Genomic DNA, 22,986 nt, shown 5'->3' with positions numbered 1-22,986 from the left:
GGAAGGGGCGATCCTGAAGGACCGCCGTTTCGATCAGCCGACCTTCGGCTCACGGGCAGGCTCGGCAACAGACGCGGTGGATCCCGCGCCGAAGAAGCCTTTCAGCGTCTGGAAAAGCGAAACGCGGCGCGCCCCGTTTTCATCCGCCAAGCCCTGCGTGATACGGTCGAGCGTGATGGCGAGGATCACGATGGCCGCACCGCCCGCAGTTGCGGAACCCACGTCCAGTCGACCGAGGCCCGTATTCACGACCAGCCCGAGACCGCCGCCGCCGATCAGCGCGGCAATGACCACCATGGAAAGCGCCATCATCAGTGTCTGGTTCAGGCCGGCCATGATTGTCCGCATCGCCATCGGAAGCTGAAGATCCCAGAGCATCTGCCAGCTCGTGGAGCCAAAGGCCTGCGCGGCTTCGATCAGATCGGCCCGGACGTTGCGGATGCCAAGATTGGTCAGTCGCACGAGGGGCGGCAAGGCAAAGATGATCGTCGCGATGATGCCGGGCGTCATGCCGACACCAAAAAGCATCACGATGGGCACCAGATAGACGAAGGACGGGATCGTCTGCATCACGTCCAGCACCGGGCGCATGACCTTCCACGCGATGTCGGATCGTGCGGCAAGGATACCCGCGGGGATGCCGATGATCGCGCAGAAGAAGACCGAAGTCAGGATCATGGCGAGCGTCGTCATCGTCTGCGGCCAGAGGCCGATCATGTCGATGAAGGAAAACCCGACGATCACGAAGATCGCCATGCCCTTGCCTGCGTAACGCCAGGCCGCCGCGGCAAAACCCAGCATCATCACCAGCATGGGGACTGCCAGCAGGAAGCCATTCAGACCGTTCAGAACGCTCGTGATCGGGGTTTGAGCCGCCCGGAAGAAAGTACGGAAATTGGGAACAAGCCAGCCCCGGACAAAGCCGTTCACCCACTCGTCGAAAGGTAGTGTCGCAATATCAGCGGGGCTCATTGGCGGCCTCCCCGTTTGTTTCGGTTTTGGCGGTGGCAAGCTGGGCCAGCACGTCCTTGGGTTCGACGACACCGACAAGACGGTCATGGCGGTCCGTCACCGCAACGGGAAGACCGGTGCCGGCGGCCTCATACACATCCGCAAGCGCTGATTTCGTGTCCACGGAGGGGAAATCCTCCCGCATCGCCTCAAGCACCGCTCCGGGACCTTCGCCCTTGCGCGAAACGATGGCCGCGAGATCGCGATAGGTGACGATGCCGACTATACGGTCGCCGTCCAGCACATGAAGCGCGCCTGCTTCGCTCTCTTCCATCTTCTTGAGCGCGGCGGCGGCGCTGTGCCGGCCGAGCTGGATCGCCGCAGGACGAAGGGAGATGTCTTCCACGGTAAAGACGCGGCCCCGGTCGATATCCGCGACAAAGGCCGCGACGTAGTCGTCGGCCGGCGAGGTCACGATTTCCTGCGCCGTGCCGATCTGCACGATGGCGCCGTCCTTCATGATGGCGATGCGGTCGCCAAGCATCATCGCCTCGTTCAGGTCGTGGGTGATGAACACGATGGTCTTGCGCATCTTGCGCTGCAACTGGATCAACTCTTCCTGCATCTCGCGGCGGATAAGCGGGTCGAGGGCGCCAAACGGCTCGTCCATCAGCAGAATCTCGGGCCCGGACGCCAGCCCGCGTGCGATCCCCACGCGCTGCTGCATGCCACCGGAAAGATCGGAGGGAAGCGCATCCGCCCAGGCAGCGAGGCCCACACGGTCGAGCACCTCGCGCGCTTCGGCGTCACGCCTCGCGGCGTCAACCCCCTTCACCTTCAGCCCGTAGGCGACGTTCTGGGCGACAGTCCAGTGCGGAAACAGGCTGAAATGCTGGAACACCATTGCGATCTTGTCGCGACGGATGCGGCGGAGCTCCTTGGGGGAGGCGGATGCGATGTCGTCGCCGTCGATCAAGATGCTTCCCGAGGTGGCAGGAATCAGCCCGTTCAGCATTCGCACAAGGGTGGACTTGCCGGAACCTGAAAGCCCCATGATGACGAAGATCTCGCCCTCGGCCACGTCAAACGTCGCGTCCCTCACGCCGACTGTGGCGCCGGTTGCTTCGAGGATGTCCTGCTTGGTGGCGCCCTTCTGGAGAAGCGCACGGGCCTCCTCCGGTTTGTCGCCAAAAATCTTGCTGACGTTCTTTACACTCAGTTTGGCTTGCATGCCTCTCCTTGCTGTTTTCTCGCGTCTTGGGGCGACATGAAAATGCCCTTTGTGGCAGAGCGGGAAGGCCGCCTTGCCCCATGTGCGAATGATCACCGATATGTCAGATGCCCCTACATTTAGCGCATAGTGCTCGATTTTACAACCAAAAGCCCAGATTTTGGTTCCCTGCGTTGTGATGGAACGTGAGCGCGCGCGTGATCGGAAGCCCCGCAAATGCAATTGCGCGCCTGATTGATCGGCGATTGCTCGCCGCGGAGAAGCGAAGATTTTTCCAAGTCATGGCGGGATTTGGCCGGTTTCCCACTTCACGCCGGTTTGACAGTTCGGCAACGGAGCGCCACTCTCGCCCGGCCCTGGGGAGAGGGTGGGGATTCATGCGGGTCCTGAGGAGGAAAAGTGGAACGAATGAAGGAAAAGGCCGTGCTGGTATTCGGCGCGGGCTCTGTCGGAGATGGCTGGGGCAATGGCAAGGCGGCAGCGGTCGCCTATGCGCGTGAGGGAGGTCGGGTCGCCTGCGTCGATATCGACGCCGCATCTGCGGAAACCACCGCCGCCATCATCCGGTCAGAGGGGGGTGAGGCGCTCGCCTTGTCAGCGGATGTGACCTGTGCCGCCCAGATTGATGCCGTTGTTCAAAGCATGACGGATCGGTGGGGGAGCATCGACGTTTTGCACAACAACGTCGGCATGAACCTGCCCGGGGGCGTCACGGAGGCAACGGAGGAAAGCTGGAGGCGCGTGTTCGACGTGAACCTCACGTCCGTATTCCTCACGTGCAAGGCGGTTCTCCCCCAGATGGTGCAGCAGGGCGGCGGGGCAATCGTCAATGTCTCTTCGCTCGCCTCGATAAGGTGGACGGGCTATCCCTACGTGTCCTACTGCGCCTCCAAGGCCGGATTGAACCAGCTGACGCGAAGCATTGCCATTGAATATGCGGCTCAGGGTATCCGGGCGAACGTCATCCTTCCCGGCCTCATCGACACGCCGCATGTGGTGAAGCAGATCGGCGGCTATCATGCCGATGCGGAAGACATGCGGCGCAGGCGGGCCGCGATGGTTCCGATGAAGCGTCAGGGAGACGGCTGGGACATCGCATGGGCGTCGGTTTTCCTTGCCTCCGACCAGGCAAAGTTCATCACCGGAGTTGAGCTTCCTGTCGACGGCGGTCAGTCCTGCACAATGGCCGGCTCGGTTCAGTGATCGATTATTCCATAATATGGATCTCATCCGAAAGAAAATCAGCGATATTCACACGGATCCATTGCATCTACTGCCGAGTCGCGACAATGTAGCGCTGTGAGGGCCTGAATTTGGTCCATCATATGGATGTCAGGCGCGTATCTGGGAGGGTCGCGCTTGGCGTAGCGGCGCAAGACCGCACCATCTGGCGGAGAGGAGCCGCCATTGGGGGAGGGGAGCCATGACAATGGCCTATGAAGCGATTCCCGCTGAGGATCTCGCTCAGCTGGAGACATCACATCCCGGCTCACGCTGGATGAGACCGGTGGAAGTGATCGCCGCTGCATTGCTGGTGGCGATGATTACAATGATCCTCACCAACGTCGCCTCGCGGTACGTTTTCGCGCGTCCGATCATCTGGGCAGACGAGATCGCGTCCATGAGCTTTCTTTGGCTCGCGATGCTCGGCGCTGCGCTGGCGATCGACCGTCATGAACATATGCGGCTCGGGGTGTTCGTGGCGCTCTTTCCCGCACGCGTGCAGGAGTTCTTGAACGGCCTTGCGCTTCTGCTGGTGGTGACATTCCTCGTGGCGCTGCTGCCCACTGCCTTTGAATATGCCTACGAGGAAAGCTACATCACCTCGCCCGCGCTGGAATTGCCGATGACGTATCGTGCTGCGGCGCTGCCCGCGGGCATGGTGCTGATGGCTCTCCTCGCCCTCGTGCAGGCGGTGCGGGAGACGCGGCTGAAGCCGCTCCTCATGGCGGCGGTGTCGATTGCCATTCTGGTGGGGGTGCTCTGGCTCGCCCGGCCCGTTTTGTTGGGCTTTGGCAACTGGAATCTGCCGCTGTTCCTCGCGCTTGGTGTGGGAACGCTGCTGGTCATGGGTGTGCCCATTGCCTTCTGCTTCGGGCTGGGCACGCTGGCCTATCTGACATTCGCGACGAATGTGCCTGTTTTCGTCATGATCGGGCGCATCGACGAAGGGATGTCGGCGCTCATCCTGCTTTCTGTTCCGGTGTTCGTGCTGCTCGGTTGCATTCTGGATGCGACGGGCATGGGCAAGGCCATCGTGGAATTCCTTGCCTCTCTGCTCGGCCATGTGAAGGCAGGTATGTCATATGTCCTGCTCGGGTCGCTGTTTCTTGTTTCGGGTATTTCCGGCTCCAAAGTGTCGGACATGGCCACGGTGGCGCCCGCGCTTTTCCCGGAGATGAAGCGGCGGGGCCATAAACCCTCCAACATGATTGCCCTGCTCGCCACCGGCGCCGCCATGGCGGATACCGTTCCGCCTTCCATCGTGCTGATCGTGCTGGGCTCTGCGGCTGGCGTTTCCATCGCCGGATTGTTTACCTCCGGTTTCGCCATTGCGATGGTGCTGCTTGTGGTGCTGGCTCTGCTTGCCCGCTGGCAGGCGCGGGGAGAGGATATGACCCACGCGCGCCGTGTTCCGCTTCGCATGATGTGGAATACGCTGCTGATTGCGGCGCCCGCGTTGACGCTGCCGTTCCTGATCCGCTGGTTCGTGGGCGGCGGGATCGCCACGGCGACGGAAGTGTCCACTGTCGCCGTGGTTTATGCAGCTTTCATCGGGATGGTGCTCTACGGTGGCATCCCGCTCCGGCGCATGGGGACGATGCTGGTAGAGACGGCGGCCCTTTCCGGTGCGATCCTGCTCATCCTCGGCACGGCCTCCGCCATGGCCTGGGCGCTGACCCAGTCGGGGTTCGCAGGGCACTTGCTGAGCGCGGTGTCCGACCTGCCGGGTGGGACCTTCACCTTCATGGCGGTCACGATTGCGATCTTCCTTGTTCTGGGCTGTTTCCTTGAGGGGATTCCGGCGATCGTGCTCATGGCGCCTATCATGTTCCCGATGGCCCGCGCCCTTGGCATCAACGACATCCATTATTCGATGGTGATCGTTGTCGCGATGAATCTTGGTCTGATGGCCCCGCCCATCGGCATCGGCTTCTACCTCGCCTGCAAGATAGGCAACGTGCCGCCCGATGCCGCGATGGGCGCAATTTGGCCCTATCTGGGGGCGCTGTTCATCGGACTTGTCATTATCGCGGCAGTCCCCTGGTTTTCGCTCGCCTTCCTCTGAAGGCATATCACTTCGTCATGTCTCAGGGAGGAGACCCATGACCCTCAGCCGTCGTTCGCTGATCATCGGCGCGTCCGCAGGTGCGCTGGCCGCGCCCTTCATCCGGGTACGCCCCGCAATGGCCGCGGAGTATACCTACAAGCTTGCGAACAATCAGCCGCTGTCGCATCCATCCAACGTCCGCGTGGCGGAGGCGATCGCGAAGATCCGCGAGGAATCCGGTGGCCGGATGGAAATCAACGTGTTTCCGCAGAGCCAGCTCGGGGGTGACACCGAAGTATTGGGGCAGCTCCGTTCCGGGGGTGTCGAGTTCTTCATGCTCTCGCCGCTGATCCTCTCCACCTTTGTGCCGAATGCTTCGCTGAACGGCATCGGGTTCGCTTTCAAGGATTATGACGCGGTCTGGGCGGCGATGGACGGCGATTTGGGCGCCTATGTCCGCAAGGAGATCGAGGCGAAGGGCCTCTACGCCTTCGACCGGATCTACGACAATGGCTTCCGTCAGATTTCCAGCTCTACCAAGCCGATCGCATCGCCCGCGGATCTCGAAGGGTTCAAGATCCGGGTTCCGGTCAGTCCGCTCTGGACATCCATGTTCTCGGCCTTCGGCTCCGCTCCCGCCTCCATCAACTTTGCCGAGGTGTATACGGCGCTTCAGACCGGGATCGTGGACGGGCAGGAGAACCCGCTGGCGATCCTGTCAAACTTCAAGCTGTTCGAGGTACAGAAATACGTCTCGATGACGAACCATATGTGGGACGGATTCTGGATGCTGTCGGGGCGGCGTGCCTGGGGTGCTCTGCCGGATGACCTGAAAGAGATCGTGGCGCGGAACTTCAATGCCTCTGCTCTTGATCAGCGCAAAGATATCATGACGTTGAATGCCTCTCTTCAAGGAGAACTTGAAGGGCATGGTATGGTATTCAACTCCGTTGATCCGGCTGCTTTCCAGCAGAAACTTCTGGACGCGGGCTTCTACAAGGAGTGGCATGGCAAGTTTGGCGATGAGGCCTGGTCGATCCTTGAAAAGGCGACAGGGCTGACGCTCGGCTGATCATGAACCAGCCCGGTCCCTTTGCCGAAAGTCAGGTTACCGGCGCCCAATCGGTGGAACGGGCACTGGCACTGCTGTCGCTCGTGGGTCGCAACGGGGACAGCGGTGCCAGTCTGTCACAGATCGTCGGAGCAAGCGGCCTGAACAAGCCAACAGCCCGACGCCTGTTGATGGCGCTCATGCGTGCCCGGCTGGTGGATCAGGATCCGGCGAGCCGCAAGTACACGCTGGGGCCGGAGCTCTATGTGCTGGGGGTTCTGGCAGGGCGGCGGCATGGGCTGCTCGCCCATTCCATGGACGCGCTCCGGCGTCTTTCGGATGAAACGGGTGACACGAGTTTCCTGACTGTGCGGCAAGGCAGTTACGCGCTTTGCCTGCACCGGCAGGAAGGCTCTCATCCTGTCCGTACTCATGCGTTGCAGGTTGGCGATCAGCATCCGCTCGGAGTGGGCGCAGGCGCGATGGCTATTCTGGCGGCCCTGCCGGAGCAGGAACGGAGCGCGATCATCGCGCAGATGGCACAGGAATACGCTCTGATCGGCAGCTACTCCGCCGATCAGGTCCGGCTGGATGTGGAGACGACCATCAAGGCGGGGCATGCGCTCAATCCGGGCCTGTTCGTCAGTTCATCCTGGGGGATCGGTCGGGCGATCCGCCTGCCCGATGGTGAGGTTGCGGGCGCGATTTCCATAGCGGCAGTGGATAGCAGGCTCGGTCCGCAGCGTCAGGGAGAGCTGGCCGCGCTTCTGGAGCGCGAGGGCGCGGCAATAGAGGCGCGATTGCAAAAGGTTTTTGCTCCGCAAGGGGGCACTGAGGAAGGAAGGAAGTGATGGCAGATCCGATGATCGTCGGCTGGGCGCACACGAAGTTCGGGAAGTCCGAGGCAAAGGACACCATGGCGCTGATGGCGGAGGTGACTGCGCCCGCGCTCGCCCATGCGGGGCTGCCTGCCGGGAGCGTAGATGGGATCTTTGTAGGAAGCTTTAACAATGGCTTCCAACGTCAGGATTTTCAAGGTTCCCTTGTTGCGATGGGATTGCCTGAGCTTACGCATGTTCCGGCCGTGAGATGTGAAAACGCCTGTGCCACGGGTTCCGCAGCCCTTCACGCGGCCATGGACTTCATCGCCGCGGGCAGAGGGCGAGTCGCACTAGTCGTCGGCGCGGAAAAGATGACTGCCATACCAACGGCGGATGTCGGCGATGTGCTGCTGACCGCCTGCTACCGTGAGGAGGAAGGCGGGGTCGAGGGTGGTTTCGCCGGGATATTCGGGCAGATCGCCAACCATTATTTCCAGCAGAATGGCGACCGCTCTGAGGAGCTGGCCATGATCGCGGCCAAGAACCATGCGAACGGCATGAACAATCCCTATGCTCATATGCAGAAGGATTTCGGTCTCGCCTTCTGCAATACGGTCTCGGACAAGAACCCCTATGTCGCCGGGCCGCTGCGGCGGACGGATTGCTCGCTCGTCTCCGATGGGGCGGCGGCTCTCGTGCTGGCGGATGCCGAGACTGCGGCCTCCCTGCAACGTGCCATCGGCTTCCGCTCCCGTGTTCAGGCGAACGATATCCTCGCGCTTTCCCGCCGTGATCCGACCGCCTTTGAAGGCGGGCGTCGTGCCTGGGCGGGGGCTCTGGCAAATGCGGGCCTTGGTATCGGCGATCTCGATCTCGTGGAGACGCATGATTGCTTCACCATGGCCGAGATGATCGAATATGAGATCATGGGCCTTGCCGCGCCGGGCGAAGGCTGGAAGGTCATCCGAGAAGGGCGCACGCGGATGGGGGGCGACCTGCCCGTGAACCCTTCCGGCGGATTGAAGTCTCGCGGGCATCCGATCGGTGCGACCGGCGTTTCCCAGCATGTGATGGCCGCCATGCAATTGATGGGTGAGGCTGGCGACATGCAGGTGCCGGGGGCGGAACTGGCCGGCGTGTTCAACATGGGTGGCGCTGCGGTGGCCAACTATGTTTCCATTCTGGAGCGCGTGAAATGAAACCCTGTTCGACACGGGTGATGAACCTCGCGACCTTCGTCAGCCAGAACGCCCGCCGCGCGCCGGAAGACATCGCCATTGTCTGGCGCGAGAACGTTTGGACATGGACGGAGTTCGAGGCCCGTATCGATGCCATGGCGGCCGCATTGCAGAGCTACGGCATCGCCAAGGGTGACCGTGTTCTCGTCCAGTCGCAGAACTGCAACCAGATGTTCGAAACAATGTTCGCCTGTTTCCGCATCGGTGCGATCTATGTTCCAACCAACTTCCGCCAGACCCCCGAGGAAGTCGCGTTTCTGGCGGAAAGTTCGGGGGCCAGGGCACTGATATGCAATGCCACATTCCCGGAGCATGCGGCGGCCTGCACCGGCATGGGCCTGACAATCGCCATCGGTGATGCGGCTTTCGGCCCCTCCTACGACGCCATCGTGGCGGATTTTCTGGGGAGAAAGCCGCAACCCGTGGCGGTGGACCGCGATGATCCTTGCTGGTTCTTCTTCACCTCTGGAACAACCGGAAGGCCCAAGGCGTCTGTGCTGACGCATGGTCAGATGGCTTTTGTGGTGACCAACCATCTGGCTGACCTGATGCCGGGTTTGACGCCCGAGGACGCGTCTCTCGTAGTGGCGCCGCTGAGCCATGGCGCGGGTGTGCATCAGCTCACCCAGGTGGCGCGGGGCGTCAAGACGGTGCTCATGCCTTCCGAGCGTTTCGATGTGGCGACTGCGTGGGATCTGGTTGAGCGCTGGCATATCTCCACGATCTTCACCGTTCCCACTATCCTGAAACTGATGGTGGAGCATGAGAGTGTCGGGCGTTTCGATCACCGATCTCTCCGCTACGTGATCTATGCGGGCGCGCCCATGTATCGTGAGGATCAGAAGCGTGCATTGGCCGCGCTTGGTCCCGTGCTTGTGCAATACTTCGGTCTGGGCGAAGTGACCGGCGCGATCACCGTGCTTCCCAATCGGCTGCATGCGGCGGAGGACGGGCCGGATGTTCGTCTTGCCACCTGCGGATTTGAACGGACCGGGATGGAGTTGCAGATACAGGGCGACGACGGCCGGCCGCTTCAGCCCTTCGAGACGGGAGAGATCTGCGTGATCGGACCCGCCGTATTCGCGGGTTACTGGGAAAATCCGGAGGCGAACGCCAAGTCGTTTCGGGACGGGTGGTTCAGGACCGGCGACCTCGGCCATGTCGATGAGGAGGGGTTCCTCTACATCACCGGGCGCGCTTCGGACATGTATATTTCCGGCGGCTCCAACGTCTATCCGCGTGAGATCGAGGAGAAGCTTCTCACCCATCCGGCGGTGCGGGAAGTGGCGGTTCTGGGTCTGCCGGATCCGCTTTGGGGCGAGGTTGGCGTTGCGGTCTGCGTGGTTGATGCGACGGTGACGGAGGCAGAGCTTTCCGCCCATCTCGACGGGCGAATAGCGCGCTACAAGATGCCCAAGCGCTTCCTGTTCTGGAACGAGCTACCGAAATCCGCCTATGGCAAGATCACCAAGAAGCTGGTGCGGGAGGAGATCGAGCGCCGGGGCATACCAGAGCTGGAAAGGCACCTGGCATGACAGCGCTTCGTCAGGGGCTGCGACATCCCGGCCCCCCCGCGGCTGATCGACGGCAGGCTGTCCCGACCAGGCTTCAGCCGCTGGAGGGCGATCTGGTGGCGGGCCGCGTTCTGATGGACGAAGTCGCGCGCATCTTCGACGACGCAGGCTGCATGGGCGGGGTCATGTGGCTTGACGGAGTAACGGCGGACCCGTTCCGCTACGTCCTGCCCGCACTTTCCACCGACGGGGTTCACGGGGCCTATTACAGCAAGACCCATGCACCTTCCGGGCGGGTCACGCTTGGCTCCTGCGTGGCCGTTGTCGGTTGGCGGGATGGTGCCCGGTTTCTTCACTGCCACGGTGAATGGCAGATGGAGGACGGGGCGGTCGCGATGGGACATCTGCTGCCGCTCGAAAGTCGGGTTGCGAAGCCGGTCAGCGTTCGTGGCTTGGGCGCGCCCGCGGCCTGGTTCGAGGCACTGCCGGATGAGGAGACTAATTTCACACTCTTTTCGGCTGCAGGAGGCGGTAGCGGAGGCTCAATCCTGCTCCGTCTTCGCCCCGGCGAGGACGTGGTGACGGCAATTGAACAGGTCGCGGCAACGCACGGTCTGAGTCGCGGACGTGTCCATGGGATCGGGTCCATCTGCGATCCGGTCTTCACTGATGGCAGGCAGGTGGACTGTGTTGCAACCGAAGTCCGTGTCGATGCGGGTGATATCGTGGACGGCATCTGCATGCTTACCGTGTCTCTTGTCGATGTCGAGGGGCGCGTCCACTCGGGAAAGCTCATCAAAGGTGAGAATATCGTCGGCGTAACCTTTGAAATATTGGTAGAAAACCTGGAGGATCAATGAAAGACGCTATCCCGGAAAAGGGCACGGTTCTGGTCACCGGCGGGGCATCCGGCATTGGTCTTTCGGTCGTGGATGCAGCGTTGGCGGAGAATTGGGGGGTCGTGGCGATCGACCTGCCCGGTGAACCGCTCGACCGTCTTGCGGCCAGGCTGGACAATACGCGGGCGCGTGCAGTCGCGCTCGACGTGGCTGATGAGGGCCGCGTGGTGGAAACCGTTGCGCAGCTGGAAGATGAACTGGGCCCCATCACCGGACTGGTCAATTCGGCGGGTATCGCGCGGGACGTGGCGGTCATGCAGACCGATCCGGGGCTGTTCCGCCGTATACTCGACGTGAACGTGGTCGGATCCTTCCTGATGGCACGGGAGGCTGCGCGGGTCATGCGGGGGCGGGGCGGCGCCATTGTGAACGTGGCCTCCGTCTCCGGTATAAAGGGGAATGAGGGGCGGGTGGCCTACGGCGCGTCCAAGGGAGCTGTCATCACCATGAGCAGGGTGATGGCGGTTGAACTTGCGCCGCTTGGCATCCGGGTGAACGTGATCGCGCCCGGCCCCATCGAAACGCCCATGGTCCGCGAGGTGCACACGCCGGAGGTCAGGGAGACATGGATGTCCACTGTTCCCATGCGGCGCTATGGTGCGCCTGAGGACATCGCGCAGGCGGCGCTGTTTCTTCTGGATGCCAGCCGTTCGGGTTATGTTACGGGGCAGACGCTCGCCGTCGATGGCGGCTTCACGATCGCGGGGATCATGAGCGGCACGGCTGCGGAGGCCAACGCCGCGGTTTGACAGTGCGGGGTGGATTGCCCACCCCGCGGGAGAGATCAGAACTCCTCCCAGTCTCCGCCGTCGTCAAACCCCATGTCCGCTGGCTCTTCAGGGCTTTCGCCTGCCTCTGCAGAGCCTGCGAACATGCCGCCTATGGCATTGGCAAGCATCATGCCGCCCGCGACGCCCATTGCTGTCTGCGCCGCACCGCCCAGAAAGCCGCCGCTCCGGCCGGGTTGTGCCATGCCCGGCGCCGGCTGACCGAGGGATTGGCCGACCGGCTGACGGGGCCGAGGCGCAGCCCCGGGGCCGCCCAGAAGACGCGAGAGAAAACCGCCCTGACCGCCTTGCCGCGCCGCATGGACCTGCGCTTCCAGATCGGCAATCCGTGCCTCCGCAGCGTTCAGGGCCTGCTCCTGCACGACAACCGTCTGGGCCAGATAATAGGGTGCGCCGGGCTGACGGGCGACCTGCTGCGCAATGAAGGCTTCCGCCTCTCCGTCACGCTGGGGGGATTGACGCTCTACATCCGCGAGCTTGCCGAAAAGGCCCGCGATCGCCTGTTTGTCGTTGTGATCCATGAGAGCCGATGTCCTTTCGGTTATTCCTCCCGCTCGCCGGTAAGGCTCAGCAGGAGCTGGAAGATGTTGACGAAGTTCAGATAAAGCGACAGCGCACCCATCACGGCCAGTTTGCCCTGCGTTTCGCTGTCATGATGCTCGGAGTATTGAAGCTTGATGTTCTGCGTGTCCCAGGCGGTCAGCCCGACAAACACAATGATGCCGATGACGGAGACCGCGAACTGCAGGGCCGAGGAACCAAGGAAGATATTGATGACGCTGGCGAGAACCACGCCGATCAGGCCCATGAACAGGAAGCTGCCCATTTTGGTCAGGTCGCGCCGGGTCGTGTAGCCGTAGAGGCTCATCGCCCCGAACATGGCCGCCGCACCAAAGAACGCGCGCCCGATCGATACGCCGGTAAACACGAGGAATACGGAGGCGAGCGACAGTCCCATGACCGCACAGAAGGCCCAGAACAGCGTCTGCGCCGTGCTCGCGCTGATGGCCTCGATGCGGAAGGAAAAAAAGAAGATGAACGCCAGCGGCGCAAACATCACCACCCATTTCAAGGGGGTGGAGAAGATGGGAACATAGAGCGCCGGCACGGAGGCCACCAGCATTGCCACCGCCGCGGTAAGCACGAGCCCGATGCCCATGTAGTTGTAAACGCGCAGCATATGCGCGCGCAGACCCGCGTCGAAGGCAGCAGGGTTTGCCGCCGCGGGCGCGAAGCCGGCGCTCCGCCCGCGATAACTGTCGTTCATGGGATACTCCTGTTGGTCAATAGAGGGTTCTGGACAGCCGCTCCGCTGCGACACGCAGCCGTTCGGTATCCGTTTCGGCGAGCAGGACATGCGCCGTCTCGCCGATCTGGAACCAGACGATGGCGATGCCGCCCCGCTGCTCGGACGCTGGCAGAGTGACGGCAAAGCCACCCGGGCGCGCGGCGAAGACATGGAGGCGACCCATGTCTTCGGTGTCGAAGGTGATCTCCACGCCCGGTCCCTGCGGGGAGGGAAAGATCTGCGCGTCCCGGAGGGTCCAGCCGCTGTCGTAGAGCGGCAGGATGATGCCGGTGGCGGCGCGGATTTCCCCCCGATCCATGTGCTGGAACGGCGGTTGTGACGGCATGGAAAGGCGCAGGTTGCCTGCATCGCGTGCCGCAAGGGCAGCTTCCACGACGGCCGGCGGCGGGACAGAGGCCGACAGGGGGCGGATCCCCGTATGCGCCACCCAACCCGCAACCATCAGCGCGCAGGCAGGCAGGAGGCGCAGCGCCCGGCGAAGATGGCGATCACGGGCGATACCCCGCGCGAGCTTCCCTGCGGCCCGGCCCGTCCTGCGGTTTCCGGCAGCCGGTACGGCCGTTGCGAGGCGAAGCTCGTCGCGGATGCGCAAATCGGCCATCACCCGCGCGGCGGCATCCGGGCGCGCTGCGAGCCACTGCTCCACCCGCGCGCGTTGCCAAAGGTCGAGCTGGTCATCCACATAGGCGTCGAGATCGATCTCCGTTACCTGATCAGCCGCGGCCATTGCGCCCTCCGACAACCTGAAGTGCCGGCCGCGCGGGCCCTTCCTCGAATTCCCGCAGTCGCGCGCGGGCGCGGGAAATGCGCGACATGATGGTGCCGATCGGAACCCCCGCGACGTCGGCGGCCTCCGCATAGGTGAGCCCCTCAATCGCGACGAGGTGCAGTGCTTCGCGCTGGTCCTGCGGAAGATCGAGAAAGGCCGTGCGGATCTGTGACAGGCGGACGACGGCTTCCTGCGGTGCCTCGGCGCTTTGCGGGGCGGCAAGACTGGTTGCCACGATCCGCCGCGCCTCCGCCGTCCGGCTGCGGTAGCGGTCGACGAAGACGTTGTGCAGGATGCCGAACAGCCAACCGCGGATATTGCCGCCTGCCCGGAGCGTGCCGCGTGCCTCATGCCCTCTCAACAGGGCCTCCTGCACGAGGTCTTCGGCCTCTCCCTCATCGCGGGAAAGGGTCAGGGCATAGCGGCGGAGCGCGGGGAGATCGTCAAGGATCGGGTCGGTCTTGCGGGTCATCGTGCTCCATATACGGAGTCACGGTGCGAAACATTCCCTGCTCAGGGGCTGACAAACTGTCGCAGGCCGCGCCGGTCAGAGAGCGACGGACTGCAGATAGGCCAGCGCCGCTTCCGAAATCGGGCGGGACCGGCGCGTTTCTTCATCCATCAACACCAGAACGGAAATGCCGGTCGCCACACAGCGTCCATTGTGAAAGATCGCCTGCCGGAGCGTGAGCGAACTCCGCCCGACACGTGCCACGGACGTGCCGATCTGCACCTCTCCGGGCCAGCGCAGTTCCGCCCGGAAGTCCAGTTCCAGCCGCGCAATGACGTAGGAGGCGCCATTCTCACGCAGGGGAGAGGCGGCATCGAACAGCAGCTCCACGCGCCCCGTCTCCAGAAGCGTGGAGAACACCGCGTTGTTGACATGGCCCTGCCGGTCCGTGTCGCCGTAGCGCAGCTTGTCGCGGCTGAGCAGCTGGAAATCCTCTGGCGCGGGCTCGGGGGTCTGTGTCATTCTGCATCTCCGTGGGCGAGGCTGGCGGTTGTCAGCCGCCGGACGGTAGCGGCGGTCCTTCCCTTGTGCAAGCGGCGGAAGGCGCTCCAATGGCTTGCAATGGTTCGCCATTCCGGTCTAGACGATCCAGAGCCAGCCGTCGCCAGCCAATGTTCTGCGCTTGTGGAGCCGCGATGACCCTGACCAGGCGCCAGTTGATGATGACACCCCTCGCTTTTGGTCTTGGTGCCATGGCGTCTTCTGCCTCAGCCGAGGCTGCGCCATTTTCAGACACATCGGTCGATGCTTCCCACGCCAGTCACGATTTTTCCCGGTTGGAGATTTCCACCGCGGCGGGTGCCTACTGGCTCTTTCTCTTCACTCCACGGGGAGAGCCGCCGCCAAAGGGGTGGAGATCCCTCTGGATGCTCGATGGAAATTCGGTCTTCGACCGCCTGTCGCCTGAGTTGCTTGCGGCCCATCCCGATGTTGCAGTCATCGCTGTGGGCTATCCCGCGAGGGAGGGGGTGGACCTGCGGCGCAGAACCCTCGATTATACGCCTGCGACCGCCGGTTCCAATGTCGATCCTCGTCACCCCGACCGGCAGACTGGCGGCGATGCGTCTTTCCGTACGGCGTTGACCGGCCCGCTCCGGCAGGCGGTGGAGGAGCGGATGCCCCTCGACCCTGCGCGGCGCACGCTTTGGGGGCACTCCTACGGCGGGCTATTTACGATCTCGACCCTGTTCGCGTCACCGGAAAGCTTCCGCTGTTGGGTGCCCGTCAGCCCCTCGACAGGGTTCGGTGAAGGGGCGCTCTTTGTGGCGGAGCGGACAGCGCGTCGGGTGCCGGGCGGTATCGCACCGGTCCATATCCTGCTGGGAGACCGGGAGCGCAGGCGCAATAGCTCCGCGGCTTCCACGCCCGCTCCCTCTCCGCAGACAATGGCCCTTGTAGAGCGGTTGGGCGGACGACCGGACCTGGCCGTCCGCGTGACCGTGCTTGAGGGTCTGGGCCACGGCGCGACCTTTGCCGCTTCGTTTTCGGCTGCCTTTGCCGCCGGGGCGGTTTAGGGCGCGAAAGCCGGTCCGCCCTCGGATGGCGTCAGGCGCAGTTCCGCCTCGCCCGAGCGCCAGGTGAGGTCGATGGCTGCCAGAGTCGCGGCAACCGCCGCGCGAAGTGCGCCTTCGACGGGTTTTCCCAAGGCCAGATGTGCCGCAAACAGCCCGGCCAGAAGGTCTCCCGTTCCGCAGGGCCGGATGGGCAGGCGGGGCGTTGCGATCCGGGTAAGGTTTCCGTCCTGCCAGAGAACGGTCTCGAGCTGGTTCTGACCCGTGTCGGTGAGCGTGCATCCCGTCGCCACGATGACCTGTGGTCCCCGCTTGGCAAGCGTCGCGCAGGCGGTACGAAGGTTGTCTTCGGTAGCGGTGTCGCAGCCGGAGAGGCGTTGAAGCTCGAACTGGTTCGGCGTGATGACATCTGCGCAGGGTAGCAGGCGCGTGGCCACGGTCTCTTCGATGCCCGGAGCGACGAAAACCTTGCCGTCATCGCCGAGCACAGGGTCGCAGACATAGCGCAGCGCCGGATTGCGGGACCGGGCGCGTTCTATGAAATCCGCCACCGCCCCGGCATTGGCGGCGGAGCCGAGATAGCCCGACAACACCACGGACGCTGTATCGACCAATCCGCGCTCCTCAACGCCACGCAGAAGGTCAGCCACCAGATCGGCGTCCAGCACCCGACCGCGGGTTGTGGGATAACGTGGATGGTTTGAGAGCAGAGTGGTCGGCACCGGCGCCACGCTCACGCCAGTGGCCAGCATCGGATACAGCGCGGCGCTGTTGCCGACATGACCATGCACTACCTGGCTCTGGATCGAGATGACGTGCATCGGGCCTCCTGGCATGGAATTGGAGAATTGGCGTGTCCCCACGCCTGGCCTTCAATACTTGCCGCGCAGAGGGGAAGAAAGTGCAACATGCTCCTCCCGGTAAATGGTTCACGCGCAAACTTCAGCGCAATGCCTCCTATCTCTGGCCAGTCCTTTCTTTTGACGCGGTCTTGGGATCTGATTCTGTCTGAGATGAGGGGTTGAGGGATATTCTGATTAATATGATGACAAATTCCGCAGATATATGCCTTATTAATGTGCAATAATAAGAGGATTGAAAAGAATGTTGCAGAAGAAGAAGCGAACCAGTTGAACCAATACGGCTATTGGTTCAAGAAGAACCAAATGACGAGATTGGTTCATACGAAGTCCGCGCCGGCTGAGGAGGCGAGTGGCAGTTCCACCTACGCCTTGGAGCGGCTGCGCCGCTATATCGACGATCTTCTGCATCAGCCGGGTGCGCGCCTGCCGACGGAGCGCCAACTCGTCGTGGAGCTGGGCGTGGGGCGGCGGGCAGTTCGGCGCGCGCTGGAGGTGCTGGAAGCCGAAGGTCTTATCCGCCGCAAGCAAGGAGCAGGGACGTTCGTGGGCGGCCTGCACCCGCTTCCAGAAGCCACGCGCGATCTGGTGACGATGACAGATCTCTTGGAGATCATGGAAGTCCGCCTGCGCCTGGAGCCGCAACTCGCCCAGCTTGCTGCCCTGCGCGCGCGTCCCGAGCAGGTCTCGCGGATGCGGGTCATCGCGGAGCGGATCCGCGATTATCAGGATCCCGACGAGGGTGAACTCTGGGATGGCGCGCTCCACCGTCTGATCGCACAGGCGGCGGGCAACACGCTCTTTCTGTCGCTGTTCGACATCGTGAACCGCATCCGTCAGGACGATGCCTGGCAGCGGACACGGGATCAGATGCGAAGCGAGACATCCCGCGCCCCGATCTTCGAGCAGCACAGCGCCGTGGTGCAGGCCATCGCCGACCGGGATCCGGGCGCTGCGGGGGAGGCCATGCGTGACCACCTGATATTCCTCCACAACAAGCTGATCGGTCAGACAATCTACGACCCCGCGCTCTTTCGCGAGGCACAGCACAACTCCAATCTTTCACAGTCCCTGCCAGACGGAGACCCGACGCCATGAAGACCTCTCTCCTGTCCGCCGCCGCGCTTGTCGCGCTGATGGCCGCGATGCCTGCCAGTGCCGCGGATATCCGCATCGGGCTTCAGGACGATCCCGACACGCTGGACCCGCACCAGTCCCGCGCCTTCGTCGCGCGCATTGTTTACACCGGCCTGTGCGACAAGCTGGTGGACGTGTCGCAGGACGTGGAGATCGTCCCCCAACTTGCGACCTCGTGGGAGTATCGCGAGGAGGGCAAGGTGCTGGTCATGCAGCTGCGCGACGGGGTGAAGTTCCACGATGGCACGCCGTTCAACGCGGAAGCGGTCGTGTTCAACATCGAACGTGCGATGACCATGCCGGAGTCCCGTCGCAAGAGCGAGCTTTCCTCTGTCGAGAAGGTGGAGGCAACCGGTCCCCTTGAAGTGACCTTTACCCTGAAGGCGCCCGATGCCTCGCTGCTCGCGCAGCTTTCGGATCGGGCGGGAATGATGCTGTCGCCCAAGGCCGCGCAGGAGCTGGGCGCGAATTTCGGCTCCAACCCTGTCTGCTCGGGACCGTTCAAATTCGTGCAGCGCGTGCAGCAGGACCGGATCGTTCTGGAGAAATTCGCGGACTACTGGAATGCCGACAACATCCATCTGGACAAGGTGACCTATCTGCCGATCCCCGATACCTCGGTGCGCGTGGCGAACCTGCGGTCGGGTGACCTCGACATGGTGGAGCGCGTCGCGGCGACGGATGTCGCCACGGTGCAGGGCGATGCCGGTCTCCAGACTGCCGAGTCCGTGGGGCTTGGTTACATGGCGATCTATGCCAATGTGGCGAACGGGCCGCGGGCGGAAAATCCGATCGGGCAGGATGCGCGCGTGCGCAGGGCCTTCTCGCTCGCCATTGATCGGGACGCGCTGATCCAGGTCGTGTTTGCGGGCATCGGGCGCGCGGGTAACCAGCCCTGGCCGCCCACCAGCCCGTGGTATGACAAGGACATCCCCGTTCCCAAGCGCGACGTTGCCGCGGCGAAGGCGCTCCTGAAGGAAGCGGGGGTCGATCGGGTGCAGGTGGAGATCCAGCACGCCAACAACCCCGTCGTCTCGCAGGTCATGCAGATGATCCAGGCGATGGTGGCGGAGGCGGGCTTTGACGTCACGCTCCGCGCGACGGAGTTCGCGACGCTGCTGAACGAGCAGACGGCGGGCAACTACCAGCTCAGCCGTTCCGACTGGTCCGGGCGGCCGGACCCGGACGGAAACCTCCATCAGTTCGTGACCTGCAACGGCGGGATCAACGATACGAAATACTGCAACCCGGAGGTGGACCAGCTTCTGAACGAAGCCCGCGCTGCGACGGATACCGCCGCGCGGAAGGAGAAATACGCCGCCGCGACCGCGATCCTCGATCGTGACCTGCCCATCATCTACCTCGGCCACCAGTCCTATGTGTTCGGCTTCAAGAAGTCGGTGACCGGCTTCACCGCCTATCCGGATGGGATGATCCGCCTTACGGGCGTCAACGTCGAGTAAGCCTTTGGCGTCGCGCGGCCTGGTCGCGCGACGTCCCACGCAAGGGAGAGCGACATGCTCCGCTACATCGCCCGCCGCCTTCTGGTGGCGCTGCCGACGCTGCTTCTGGTGTCGATCTTCGTCTTTCTGCTGCAGAAGCTGCTGCCCGGCGATCCGATCCTCGCGCTTGCGGGGGAGGAGCGTGATGCGGCGACGCTCGACTTCCTGCGGGAGCAGTATCATCTGAACGATCCGCTCATCAGTCAGTATTTCCGCTGGCTGGGCGGGGTGCTCACCGGTGATTTCGGCACATCGCTTCGCACGGGTCAGCCGGTGCTGGAGCTGATACTCGAAAAACTTCCCGTCACGCTGCAGCTTGCGGTGATGGCGATGGCCTTCGCGCTGGTGATCGGTGTGCCTTTCGGCATCCTTGCTGCCACGCGAAAGAACACCTTCATCGACTATGCCGCCAACTTCGTGGCGCTGAGCGGGCTTTCTATCCCCAACTTCTGGTTGGGCATCCTGCTGATCCTGCTGGTTTCTGTGAATCTCGGCTGGCTGCCTGCTTCCGGTTACGAGTCGCCCTTCGTCGATCCGGTGCGTTCGCTCCAGACCATGGTGATGCCGGCCTTCGTACTGGGGACCGGGCTTGCCGCCGCGCTGATGCGGCACACGCGCTCCGCCATGCTGGGTGTGCTGCGGAGCGACTATATCCGCACCGCCAAGGCGAAGGGGCTGACACGGCGGGAGATCGTCATGGGCCATGCCTTCCGTAACGCCCTGCTGCCGATCATCACGCTTTCCGCCCTGCTGTTCGGAGAACTGTTGGCCGGGGCGGTGCTGACAGAGCAGATCTTTACCATTCCGGGTTTCGGCAAACTGATCGTGGATGCCGTTTTCAACCGGGATTATGCCGTCGTGCAGGGCGTGGTGCTGTGCACCGCCGTCGCCTTCATCCTGATGAACCTGATTGCCGACGTGCTCTACGTCGTGCTGAACCCGCGTATGAGGTCAACGCTGTGAGCGCCGCCGACACCACAATCGCCCCCGTTGCCGCCCGGTCCCCGAGCCGGGCCTGGCGGAAGTTCAAGCGCAACCGCGCGGCTCTGGCGGGGTTTATCGTCATCGCCTTCTTTGCCGCGCTCGCGATGCTGGCACCTCTGCTGCCCATCGCCGATCCGCTCGCCACGAGCTGGACGGCCATTCGCCTTCCGCCTTCCGCCGAGCACTGGATGGGAACCGATGAGATCGGCCGCGACGTGTTCTCCCGCATGATCTGGGGTGCACAGGCATCCCTGATGGCGGGGATCGTGTCGGTGGCCATCGCGGTACTGACCGGCGTGCCGCTCGGTCTGCTGGCCGGGTATTTCGGCGGCTGGGTCGATCTGGTCATCAGCCGGGTGACGGAGGCGCTGCTCGCCATGCCGTTTCTCATCATGGCGATCGCGCTCGCCGCCTTCCTCGGGCCGAGCCTGACAAACGCGATGATCGCCATCGGGCTTTCCGCCATGCCGATCTTCATCCGGCTGACCCGTGGTCAGGCGATGGCCGTCAAGACCGAGGACTATGTGGAAGGCGCGCGCTCCATCGGCCTGTCGCACACAGAGATCATGGGTCGTTACGTTCTGCCGAACATCATCCCCCCGATCATCGTGCAGGCGACGCTGACCGTGGCGACCGCGATCATCGCGGAGGCGTCGCTGTCCTTCCTCGGCCTTGGCCAGCAGGCCCCTGCGCCGAGCTGGGGCTCCATGCTCAACACCGCCAAGAACTTCCTCAGCCAGGCGCCGTGGCTCGCGCTCTGGCCGGGGGTTGCGATCTTCCTTGTCGTGATCGGCTTCAACATGCTCGGCGACGGGCTGCGCGATGCGCTCGACCCGCGCGAGAACTGAGAGATAGAGATGACCAAGTTCACCACCCGTCCCGAAATCCTCGGCCGTTTCGGCGCTGTCACTTCCACCCACTGGATCGCCACCGCAGTTGGCATGAGCATACTGGAGAAGGGCGGCAATGCCTTCGACGCCGCTGTCGCCACCGGCTTCGTGCTGCAGATCGTGGAGCCGCATCTGAACGGGCCGGGCGGCGACATGCCGGCCATCGTCTATTCCGCCGCCAACGATCGTGTGGACGTGATCTGCGCCCAGGGACCGGCCCCTGCGAAAGCCACCATCGAACATTACCGCTCCGAGGACATCGACCTGATCCCCGGTGACGGGCTGCTCTCCACGGTCATTCCGGGTGCATTCGACGGCTGGATGCTGATGCTCCGGGATTATGGCACGATGACGGTGCGCGAGGTGCTGGAACCCGCGATCCATTATGCGGAGGAGGGTCATCCCGTGCTGGCCCGCGTCTCGGCCACCATCGAGGGGCTGGGCGAGTTCTTCGAGAAGGAATGGCCGACCTCGCATGAAACGTGGCTGCCGGGGGGTTCCGCGCCTGCGCCGGAATCGAACTTCCGCAATCCGGTGCTGGCGGAGACGTGGAAGCGCATCGTGGCGGAGGCGGAAGCAGCCGGCTCCCGCGAGAAGGGCATCGAAGCGGCCCGGAACGCCTTCTATCGCGGCTTTGTCGCGGAGGCGATTCAGAGCTACCTCGATACGGCAGAAGTGATGGATGCGACCGGCGCGCGGCACAAGGGCGTGCTGTCGGCCGAAGATATGGCCGGTTGGCAGGCGACCGTGGAGGAGCCGCTGACCTATGATTACCACGGCTGGCAGGTTGCCAAGACGGGGCCGTGGGGGCAGGGGCCCGTCATGGCGCAGGCATTGGCGCTGCTGAAGGGCTATGACCTTGCCGCCATGGACCCGCTGGGCCCTGATTTCGTGCATACGGTGGTGGAGGCGATGAAGCTCGCCTACGCGGATCGCGAGGTTTACTACGGCGACCCGGATTTCGCGGATGTCCCGCTCGGCGCGCTGCTGTCGGACGGCTACAACGACGCGCGGCGGAAGCTGATCGGGGCGGAGGCGTCGATGGAGCTGCGCCCCGGTGTCGTGCCCGGTTTCGAGGCCCAGCGGAAGCTTGCGCTCTCCGTCATTGGCGGGCTGGAGAAGGGGGCCGTTTACGAACCGACCATGTCGCACCTGACGGAGAAGCGGGGGGACACCGTTCATATCGACGTGGTGGACCGCTGGGGGAACATGGTCTCCACCACGCCTTCGGGCGGCTGGCTGCAATCCTCGCCGATCATTCCGGGGCTGGGGTTCTGCCTGAACAGCCGTGCGCAGATGTTCTGGCTGCGCCCGGGGCTGCCGACCTCGCTCGCACCGGGCAAGCGCCCCCGGACCACGCTGACGCCCTCGCTCGCGCTCAAGGACGGGCGGCCGACGCTGGCCTTCGGCACGCCGGGCGGCGATCAGCAGGACCAATGGCAACTCGCCTTCTTCCTGCGTTACGTCCATCATGAAGGCAATCTTCAGGCAGCGATCGACCAACCCCTGTTCCACTCCACCCACTTCCCGGCGTCCTTCTATCCCCGCACCTCCGAACCCGGCGGCGTGATGATCGAGGACCGGATGGGCGACGCGACCATCGCCGAGCTGCGCCGGCGGGGTCACAAGCTCACGGTGGCCGACGGCTGGTCCATCGGGCGGCTGACGGCGGCGCGACGCGAGAGGGACGGTCTCATCCGGGCCGCCGCGACGCCCCGGCTCATGCAGGCCTATGCGGTGGGCCGCTGA

Annotated in this window: 22 protein-coding genes; 14 read left to right on the top strand and 8 right to left on the bottom strand. The window is 63.5% G+C overall.

Annotated features, from left to right (window positions below; genetic code table 11):
• Nucleotides 1–33: 33 nt before the first annotated feature.
• Both RT513_RS05865 and RT513_RS05860 read right to left on the bottom strand, forming a co-directional pair.
• Complete coding sequence (locus tag RT513_RS05865; RefSeq protein WP_290690107.1) at nucleotides 34–972, bottom strand: ABC transporter permease; 939 nt, start codon at nucleotides 970–972, stop codon at nucleotides 34–36.
• Entirely contained in the window at nucleotides 959–2,182 is a 1,224-nt protein-coding gene (locus RT513_RS05860) for a glycine betaine/L-proline ABC transporter ATP-binding protein (protein WP_290690105.1), read from the bottom strand. The genes RT513_RS05865 and RT513_RS05860 overlap by 14 nt, the downstream gene beginning before the upstream one ends.
• 408 nt (nucleotides 2,183–2,590) lie before the next feature.
• Between RT513_RS05860 and RT513_RS05855 the strand changes: the two genes are divergently transcribed.
• The 8 genes from RT513_RS05855 to RT513_RS05820 all read left to right on the top strand — a co-directional run bounded on the left by RT513_RS05855 (nucleotide 2,591) and on the right by RT513_RS05820 (nucleotide 11,725).
• Nucleotides 2,591–3,385, top strand: coding sequence for an SDR family NAD(P)-dependent oxidoreductase (locus RT513_RS05855; protein WP_290690119.1), 795 nt, complete (start codon nucleotides 2,591–2,593; stop codon nucleotides 3,383–3,385).
• Nucleotides 3,386–3,605: 220 nt separating this feature from the next.
• Nucleotides 3,606–5,471 (top strand): TRAP transporter large permease subunit, encoded by a 1,866-nt coding sequence (locus RT513_RS05850; RefSeq protein ID WP_290690104.1) that lies wholly within the window; start codon nucleotides 3,606–3,608, stop codon nucleotides 5,469–5,471.
• Nucleotides 5,472–5,508: 37 nt separating this feature from the next.
• The gene (locus tag RT513_RS05845; protein WP_290690102.1) at nucleotides 5,509–6,525 is read left to right on the top strand and encodes a TRAP transporter substrate-binding protein; all 1,017 of its coding nucleotides are present in this window, start codon (nucleotides 5,509–5,511) and stop codon (nucleotides 6,523–6,525) included.
• Nucleotides 6,526–6,527: 2 nt separating this feature from the next.
• Nucleotides 6,528–7,355, top strand: a complete 828-nt coding sequence (locus tag RT513_RS05840) for an IclR family transcriptional regulator (protein WP_290690101.1) — start codon at nucleotides 6,528–6,530, stop codon at nucleotides 7,353–7,355.
• Nucleotides 7,355–8,524, top strand: a complete 1,170-nt coding sequence (locus RT513_RS05835) for an acetyl-CoA acetyltransferase (RefSeq protein WP_290690100.1) — start codon at nucleotides 7,355–7,357, stop codon at nucleotides 8,522–8,524. The genes RT513_RS05840 and RT513_RS05835 overlap by 1 nt, the downstream gene beginning before the upstream one ends.
• Nucleotides 8,521–10,098, top strand: coding sequence for an acyl-CoA synthetase (locus RT513_RS05830; protein WP_290690098.1), 1,578 nt, complete (start codon nucleotides 8,521–8,523; stop codon nucleotides 10,096–10,098). Before RT513_RS05835 ends, RT513_RS05830 begins: the two co-directional genes overlap by 4 nt.
• Entirely contained in the window at nucleotides 10,095–10,937 is an 843-nt protein-coding gene (locus RT513_RS05825) for a PCC domain-containing protein (RefSeq protein ID WP_290690096.1), read from the top strand. The genes RT513_RS05830 and RT513_RS05825 overlap by 4 nt, the downstream gene beginning before the upstream one ends.
• Nucleotides 10,934–11,725: an SDR family NAD(P)-dependent oxidoreductase gene (locus RT513_RS05820; protein ID WP_290690095.1), complete on the top strand. Its 792-nt coding sequence runs from the start codon at nucleotides 10,934–10,936 to the stop codon at nucleotides 11,723–11,725. The genes RT513_RS05825 and RT513_RS05820 overlap by 4 nt, the downstream gene beginning before the upstream one ends.
• 35 nt (nucleotides 11,726–11,760) lie before the next feature.
• Here the strand turns inward: RT513_RS05820 and RT513_RS05815 are convergent, their stop codons facing one another.
• The 5 genes from RT513_RS05815 to RT513_RS05795 form a co-directional block, all read right to left on the bottom strand.
• Entirely contained in the window at nucleotides 11,761–12,285 is a 525-nt protein-coding gene (locus RT513_RS05815; protein ID WP_088214027.1) for a DUF2076 domain-containing protein, read from the bottom strand.
• A gap of 20 nt (nucleotides 12,286–12,305) precedes the next feature.
• Nucleotides 12,306–13,031, bottom strand: a complete 726-nt coding sequence (locus tag RT513_RS05810) for a Bax inhibitor-1/YccA family protein (RefSeq protein ID WP_088214028.1) — start codon at nucleotides 13,029–13,031, stop codon at nucleotides 12,306–12,308.
• 16 nt (nucleotides 13,032–13,047) lie between these two features.
• Nucleotides 13,048–13,800: an anti-sigma factor family protein gene (locus RT513_RS05805; protein ID WP_290690094.1), complete on the bottom strand. Its 753-nt coding sequence runs from the start codon at nucleotides 13,798–13,800 to the stop codon at nucleotides 13,048–13,050.
• Nucleotides 13,787–14,314 carry a sigma-70 family RNA polymerase sigma factor gene (locus RT513_RS05800; RefSeq protein WP_088214030.1) on the bottom strand — a complete coding sequence of 176 codons (528 nt, stop codon included), beginning with the start codon at nucleotides 14,312–14,314 and terminating at the stop codon, nucleotides 13,787–13,789. The genes RT513_RS05805 and RT513_RS05800 overlap by 14 nt, the downstream gene beginning before the upstream one ends.
• A gap of 75 nt (nucleotides 14,315–14,389) precedes the next feature.
• Nucleotides 14,390–14,815, bottom strand: coding sequence for a thioesterase family protein (locus tag RT513_RS05795; RefSeq protein ID WP_290690093.1), 426 nt, complete (start codon nucleotides 14,813–14,815; stop codon nucleotides 14,390–14,392).
• Between the two features lie 173 nt (nucleotides 14,816–14,988).
• Here RT513_RS05795 and RT513_RS05790 point away from each other — a divergent pair, with 173 nt between their 5' ends.
• Nucleotides 14,989–15,867 (top strand): alpha/beta hydrolase, encoded by an 879-nt coding sequence (locus tag RT513_RS05790; protein WP_290690091.1) that lies wholly within the window; start codon nucleotides 14,989–14,991, stop codon nucleotides 15,865–15,867.
• Here the strand turns inward: RT513_RS05790 and pdxY are convergent.
• On the bottom strand, nucleotides 15,864–16,685 hold the full coding sequence (gene pdxY, locus RT513_RS05785; RefSeq protein ID WP_290690089.1) for a pyridoxal kinase: 822 nt from the start codon (nucleotides 16,683–16,685) through the stop codon (nucleotides 15,864–15,866). The two genes, RT513_RS05790 and pdxY, sit on opposite strands and share 4 nt — an antisense overlap.
• Before the next feature lie 345 nt (nucleotides 16,686–17,030).
• Here pdxY and RT513_RS05780 point away from each other — a divergent pair, with 345 nt between their 5' ends.
• Genes RT513_RS05780 through RT513_RS05760 form a run of 5 tightly spaced genes read left to right on the top strand, consistent with a single transcriptional unit; the run spans nucleotide 17,031 to nucleotide 22,986 of the window.
• Complete coding sequence (locus tag RT513_RS05780; protein ID WP_290690088.1) at nucleotides 17,031–17,822, top strand: FadR/GntR family transcriptional regulator; 792 nt, start codon at nucleotides 17,031–17,033, stop codon at nucleotides 17,820–17,822.
• A complete protein-coding gene (locus RT513_RS05775; protein ID WP_290690086.1) occupies nucleotides 17,819–19,324 on the top strand; it encodes an ABC transporter substrate-binding protein in 1,506 nt (501 codons plus the stop codon). Before RT513_RS05780 ends, RT513_RS05775 begins: the two co-directional genes overlap by 4 nt.
• Nucleotides 19,325–19,378: 54 nt before the next feature.
• Nucleotides 19,379–20,326: an ABC transporter permease gene (locus tag RT513_RS05770; RefSeq protein WP_088214036.1), complete on the top strand. Its 948-nt coding sequence runs from the start codon at nucleotides 19,379–19,381 to the stop codon at nucleotides 20,324–20,326.
• Nucleotides 20,323–21,195, top strand: coding sequence for an ABC transporter permease (locus tag RT513_RS05765; RefSeq protein ID WP_088214037.1), 873 nt, complete (start codon nucleotides 20,323–20,325; stop codon nucleotides 21,193–21,195). Before RT513_RS05770 ends, RT513_RS05765 begins: the two co-directional genes overlap by 4 nt.
• A 9-nt stretch (nucleotides 21,196–21,204) precedes the next feature.
• Nucleotides 21,205–22,986 (top strand): gamma-glutamyltransferase family protein, encoded by a 1,782-nt coding sequence (locus RT513_RS05760; protein WP_290690082.1) that lies wholly within the window; start codon nucleotides 21,205–21,207, stop codon nucleotides 22,984–22,986.

The organism is Haematobacter sp. (genome assembly GCF_032102465.1).
Lineage (GTDB): Bacteria > Pseudomonadota > Alphaproteobacteria > Rhodobacterales > Rhodobacteraceae > Haematobacter.
The sequence above is the reverse complement of the archived record's forward strand: the minus strand, read 5'-3'. Positions and strand labels throughout refer to the sequence as shown.

Excerpts from the sequence above, each read along its gene's own strand:
- RT513_RS05775 (WP_290690086.1), top strand. The coding sequence starts at position 17,819 with ATGAAGACCTCTCTCCTGTCCGCCGCCGCGCTTGTCGCGCTGATGGCC.
- RT513_RS05835 (WP_290690100.1), top strand. The coding sequence starts at position 7,355 with ATGGCAGATCCGATGATCGTCGGCTGGGCGCACACGAAGTTCGGGAAG.
- RT513_RS05760 (WP_290690082.1), top strand. The coding sequence starts at position 21,205 with ATGACCAAGTTCACCACCCGTCCCGAAATCCTCGGCCGTTTCGGCGCT.
- RT513_RS05795 (WP_290690093.1), bottom strand. The coding sequence starts at position 14,815 with ATGACACAGACCCCCGAGCCCGCGCCAGAGGATTTCCAGCTGCTCAGC.
- RT513_RS05850 (WP_290690104.1), top strand. The coding sequence starts at position 3,606 with ATGACAATGGCCTATGAAGCGATTCCCGCTGAGGATCTCGCTCAGCTG.
- RT513_RS05810 (WP_088214028.1), bottom strand. The coding sequence starts at position 13,031 with ATGAACGACAGTTATCGCGGGCGGAGCGCCGGCTTCGCGCCCGCGGCG.
- RT513_RS05815 (WP_088214027.1), bottom strand. The coding sequence starts at position 12,285 with ATGGATCACAACGACAAACAGGCGATCGCGGGCCTTTTCGGCAAGCTC.
- RT513_RS05780 (WP_290690088.1), top strand. The coding sequence starts at position 17,031 with ATGACGAGATTGGTTCATACGAAGTCCGCGCCGGCTGAGGAGGCGAGT.
- RT513_RS05860 (WP_290690105.1), bottom strand. The coding sequence starts at position 2,182 with ATGCAAGCCAAACTGAGTGTAAAGAACGTCAGCAAGATTTTTGGCGAC.
- RT513_RS05770 (WP_088214036.1), top strand. The coding sequence starts at position 19,379 with ATGCTCCGCTACATCGCCCGCCGCCTTCTGGTGGCGCTGCCGACGCTG.
- pdxY (WP_290690089.1), bottom strand. The coding sequence starts at position 16,685 with ATGCACGTCATCTCGATCCAGAGCCAGGTAGTGCATGGTCATGTCGGC.
- RT513_RS05865 (WP_290690107.1), bottom strand. The coding sequence starts at position 972 with ATGAGCCCCGCTGATATTGCGACACTACCTTTCGACGAGTGGGTGAAC.
- RT513_RS05805 (WP_290690094.1), bottom strand. The coding sequence starts at position 13,800 with ATGGCCGCGGCTGATCAGGTAACGGAGATCGATCTCGACGCCTATGTG.
- RT513_RS05840 (WP_290690101.1), top strand. The coding sequence starts at position 6,528 with ATGAACCAGCCCGGTCCCTTTGCCGAAAGTCAGGTTACCGGCGCCCAA.
- RT513_RS05845 (WP_290690102.1), top strand. The coding sequence starts at position 5,509 with ATGACCCTCAGCCGTCGTTCGCTGATCATCGGCGCGTCCGCAGGTGCG.
- RT513_RS05790 (WP_290690091.1), top strand. The coding sequence starts at position 14,989 with ATGACCCTGACCAGGCGCCAGTTGATGATGACACCCCTCGCTTTTGGT.
- RT513_RS05830 (WP_290690098.1), top strand. The coding sequence starts at position 8,521 with ATGAAACCCTGTTCGACACGGGTGATGAACCTCGCGACCTTCGTCAGC.
- RT513_RS05800 (WP_088214030.1), bottom strand. The coding sequence starts at position 14,314 with ATGACCCGCAAGACCGACCCGATCCTTGACGATCTCCCCGCGCTCCGC.
- RT513_RS05825 (WP_290690096.1), top strand. The coding sequence starts at position 10,095 with ATGACAGCGCTTCGTCAGGGGCTGCGACATCCCGGCCCCCCCGCGGCT.
- RT513_RS05820 (WP_290690095.1), top strand. The coding sequence starts at position 10,934 with ATGAAAGACGCTATCCCGGAAAAGGGCACGGTTCTGGTCACCGGCGGG.
- RT513_RS05855 (WP_290690119.1), top strand. The coding sequence starts at position 2,591 with ATGAAGGAAAAGGCCGTGCTGGTATTCGGCGCGGGCTCTGTCGGAGAT.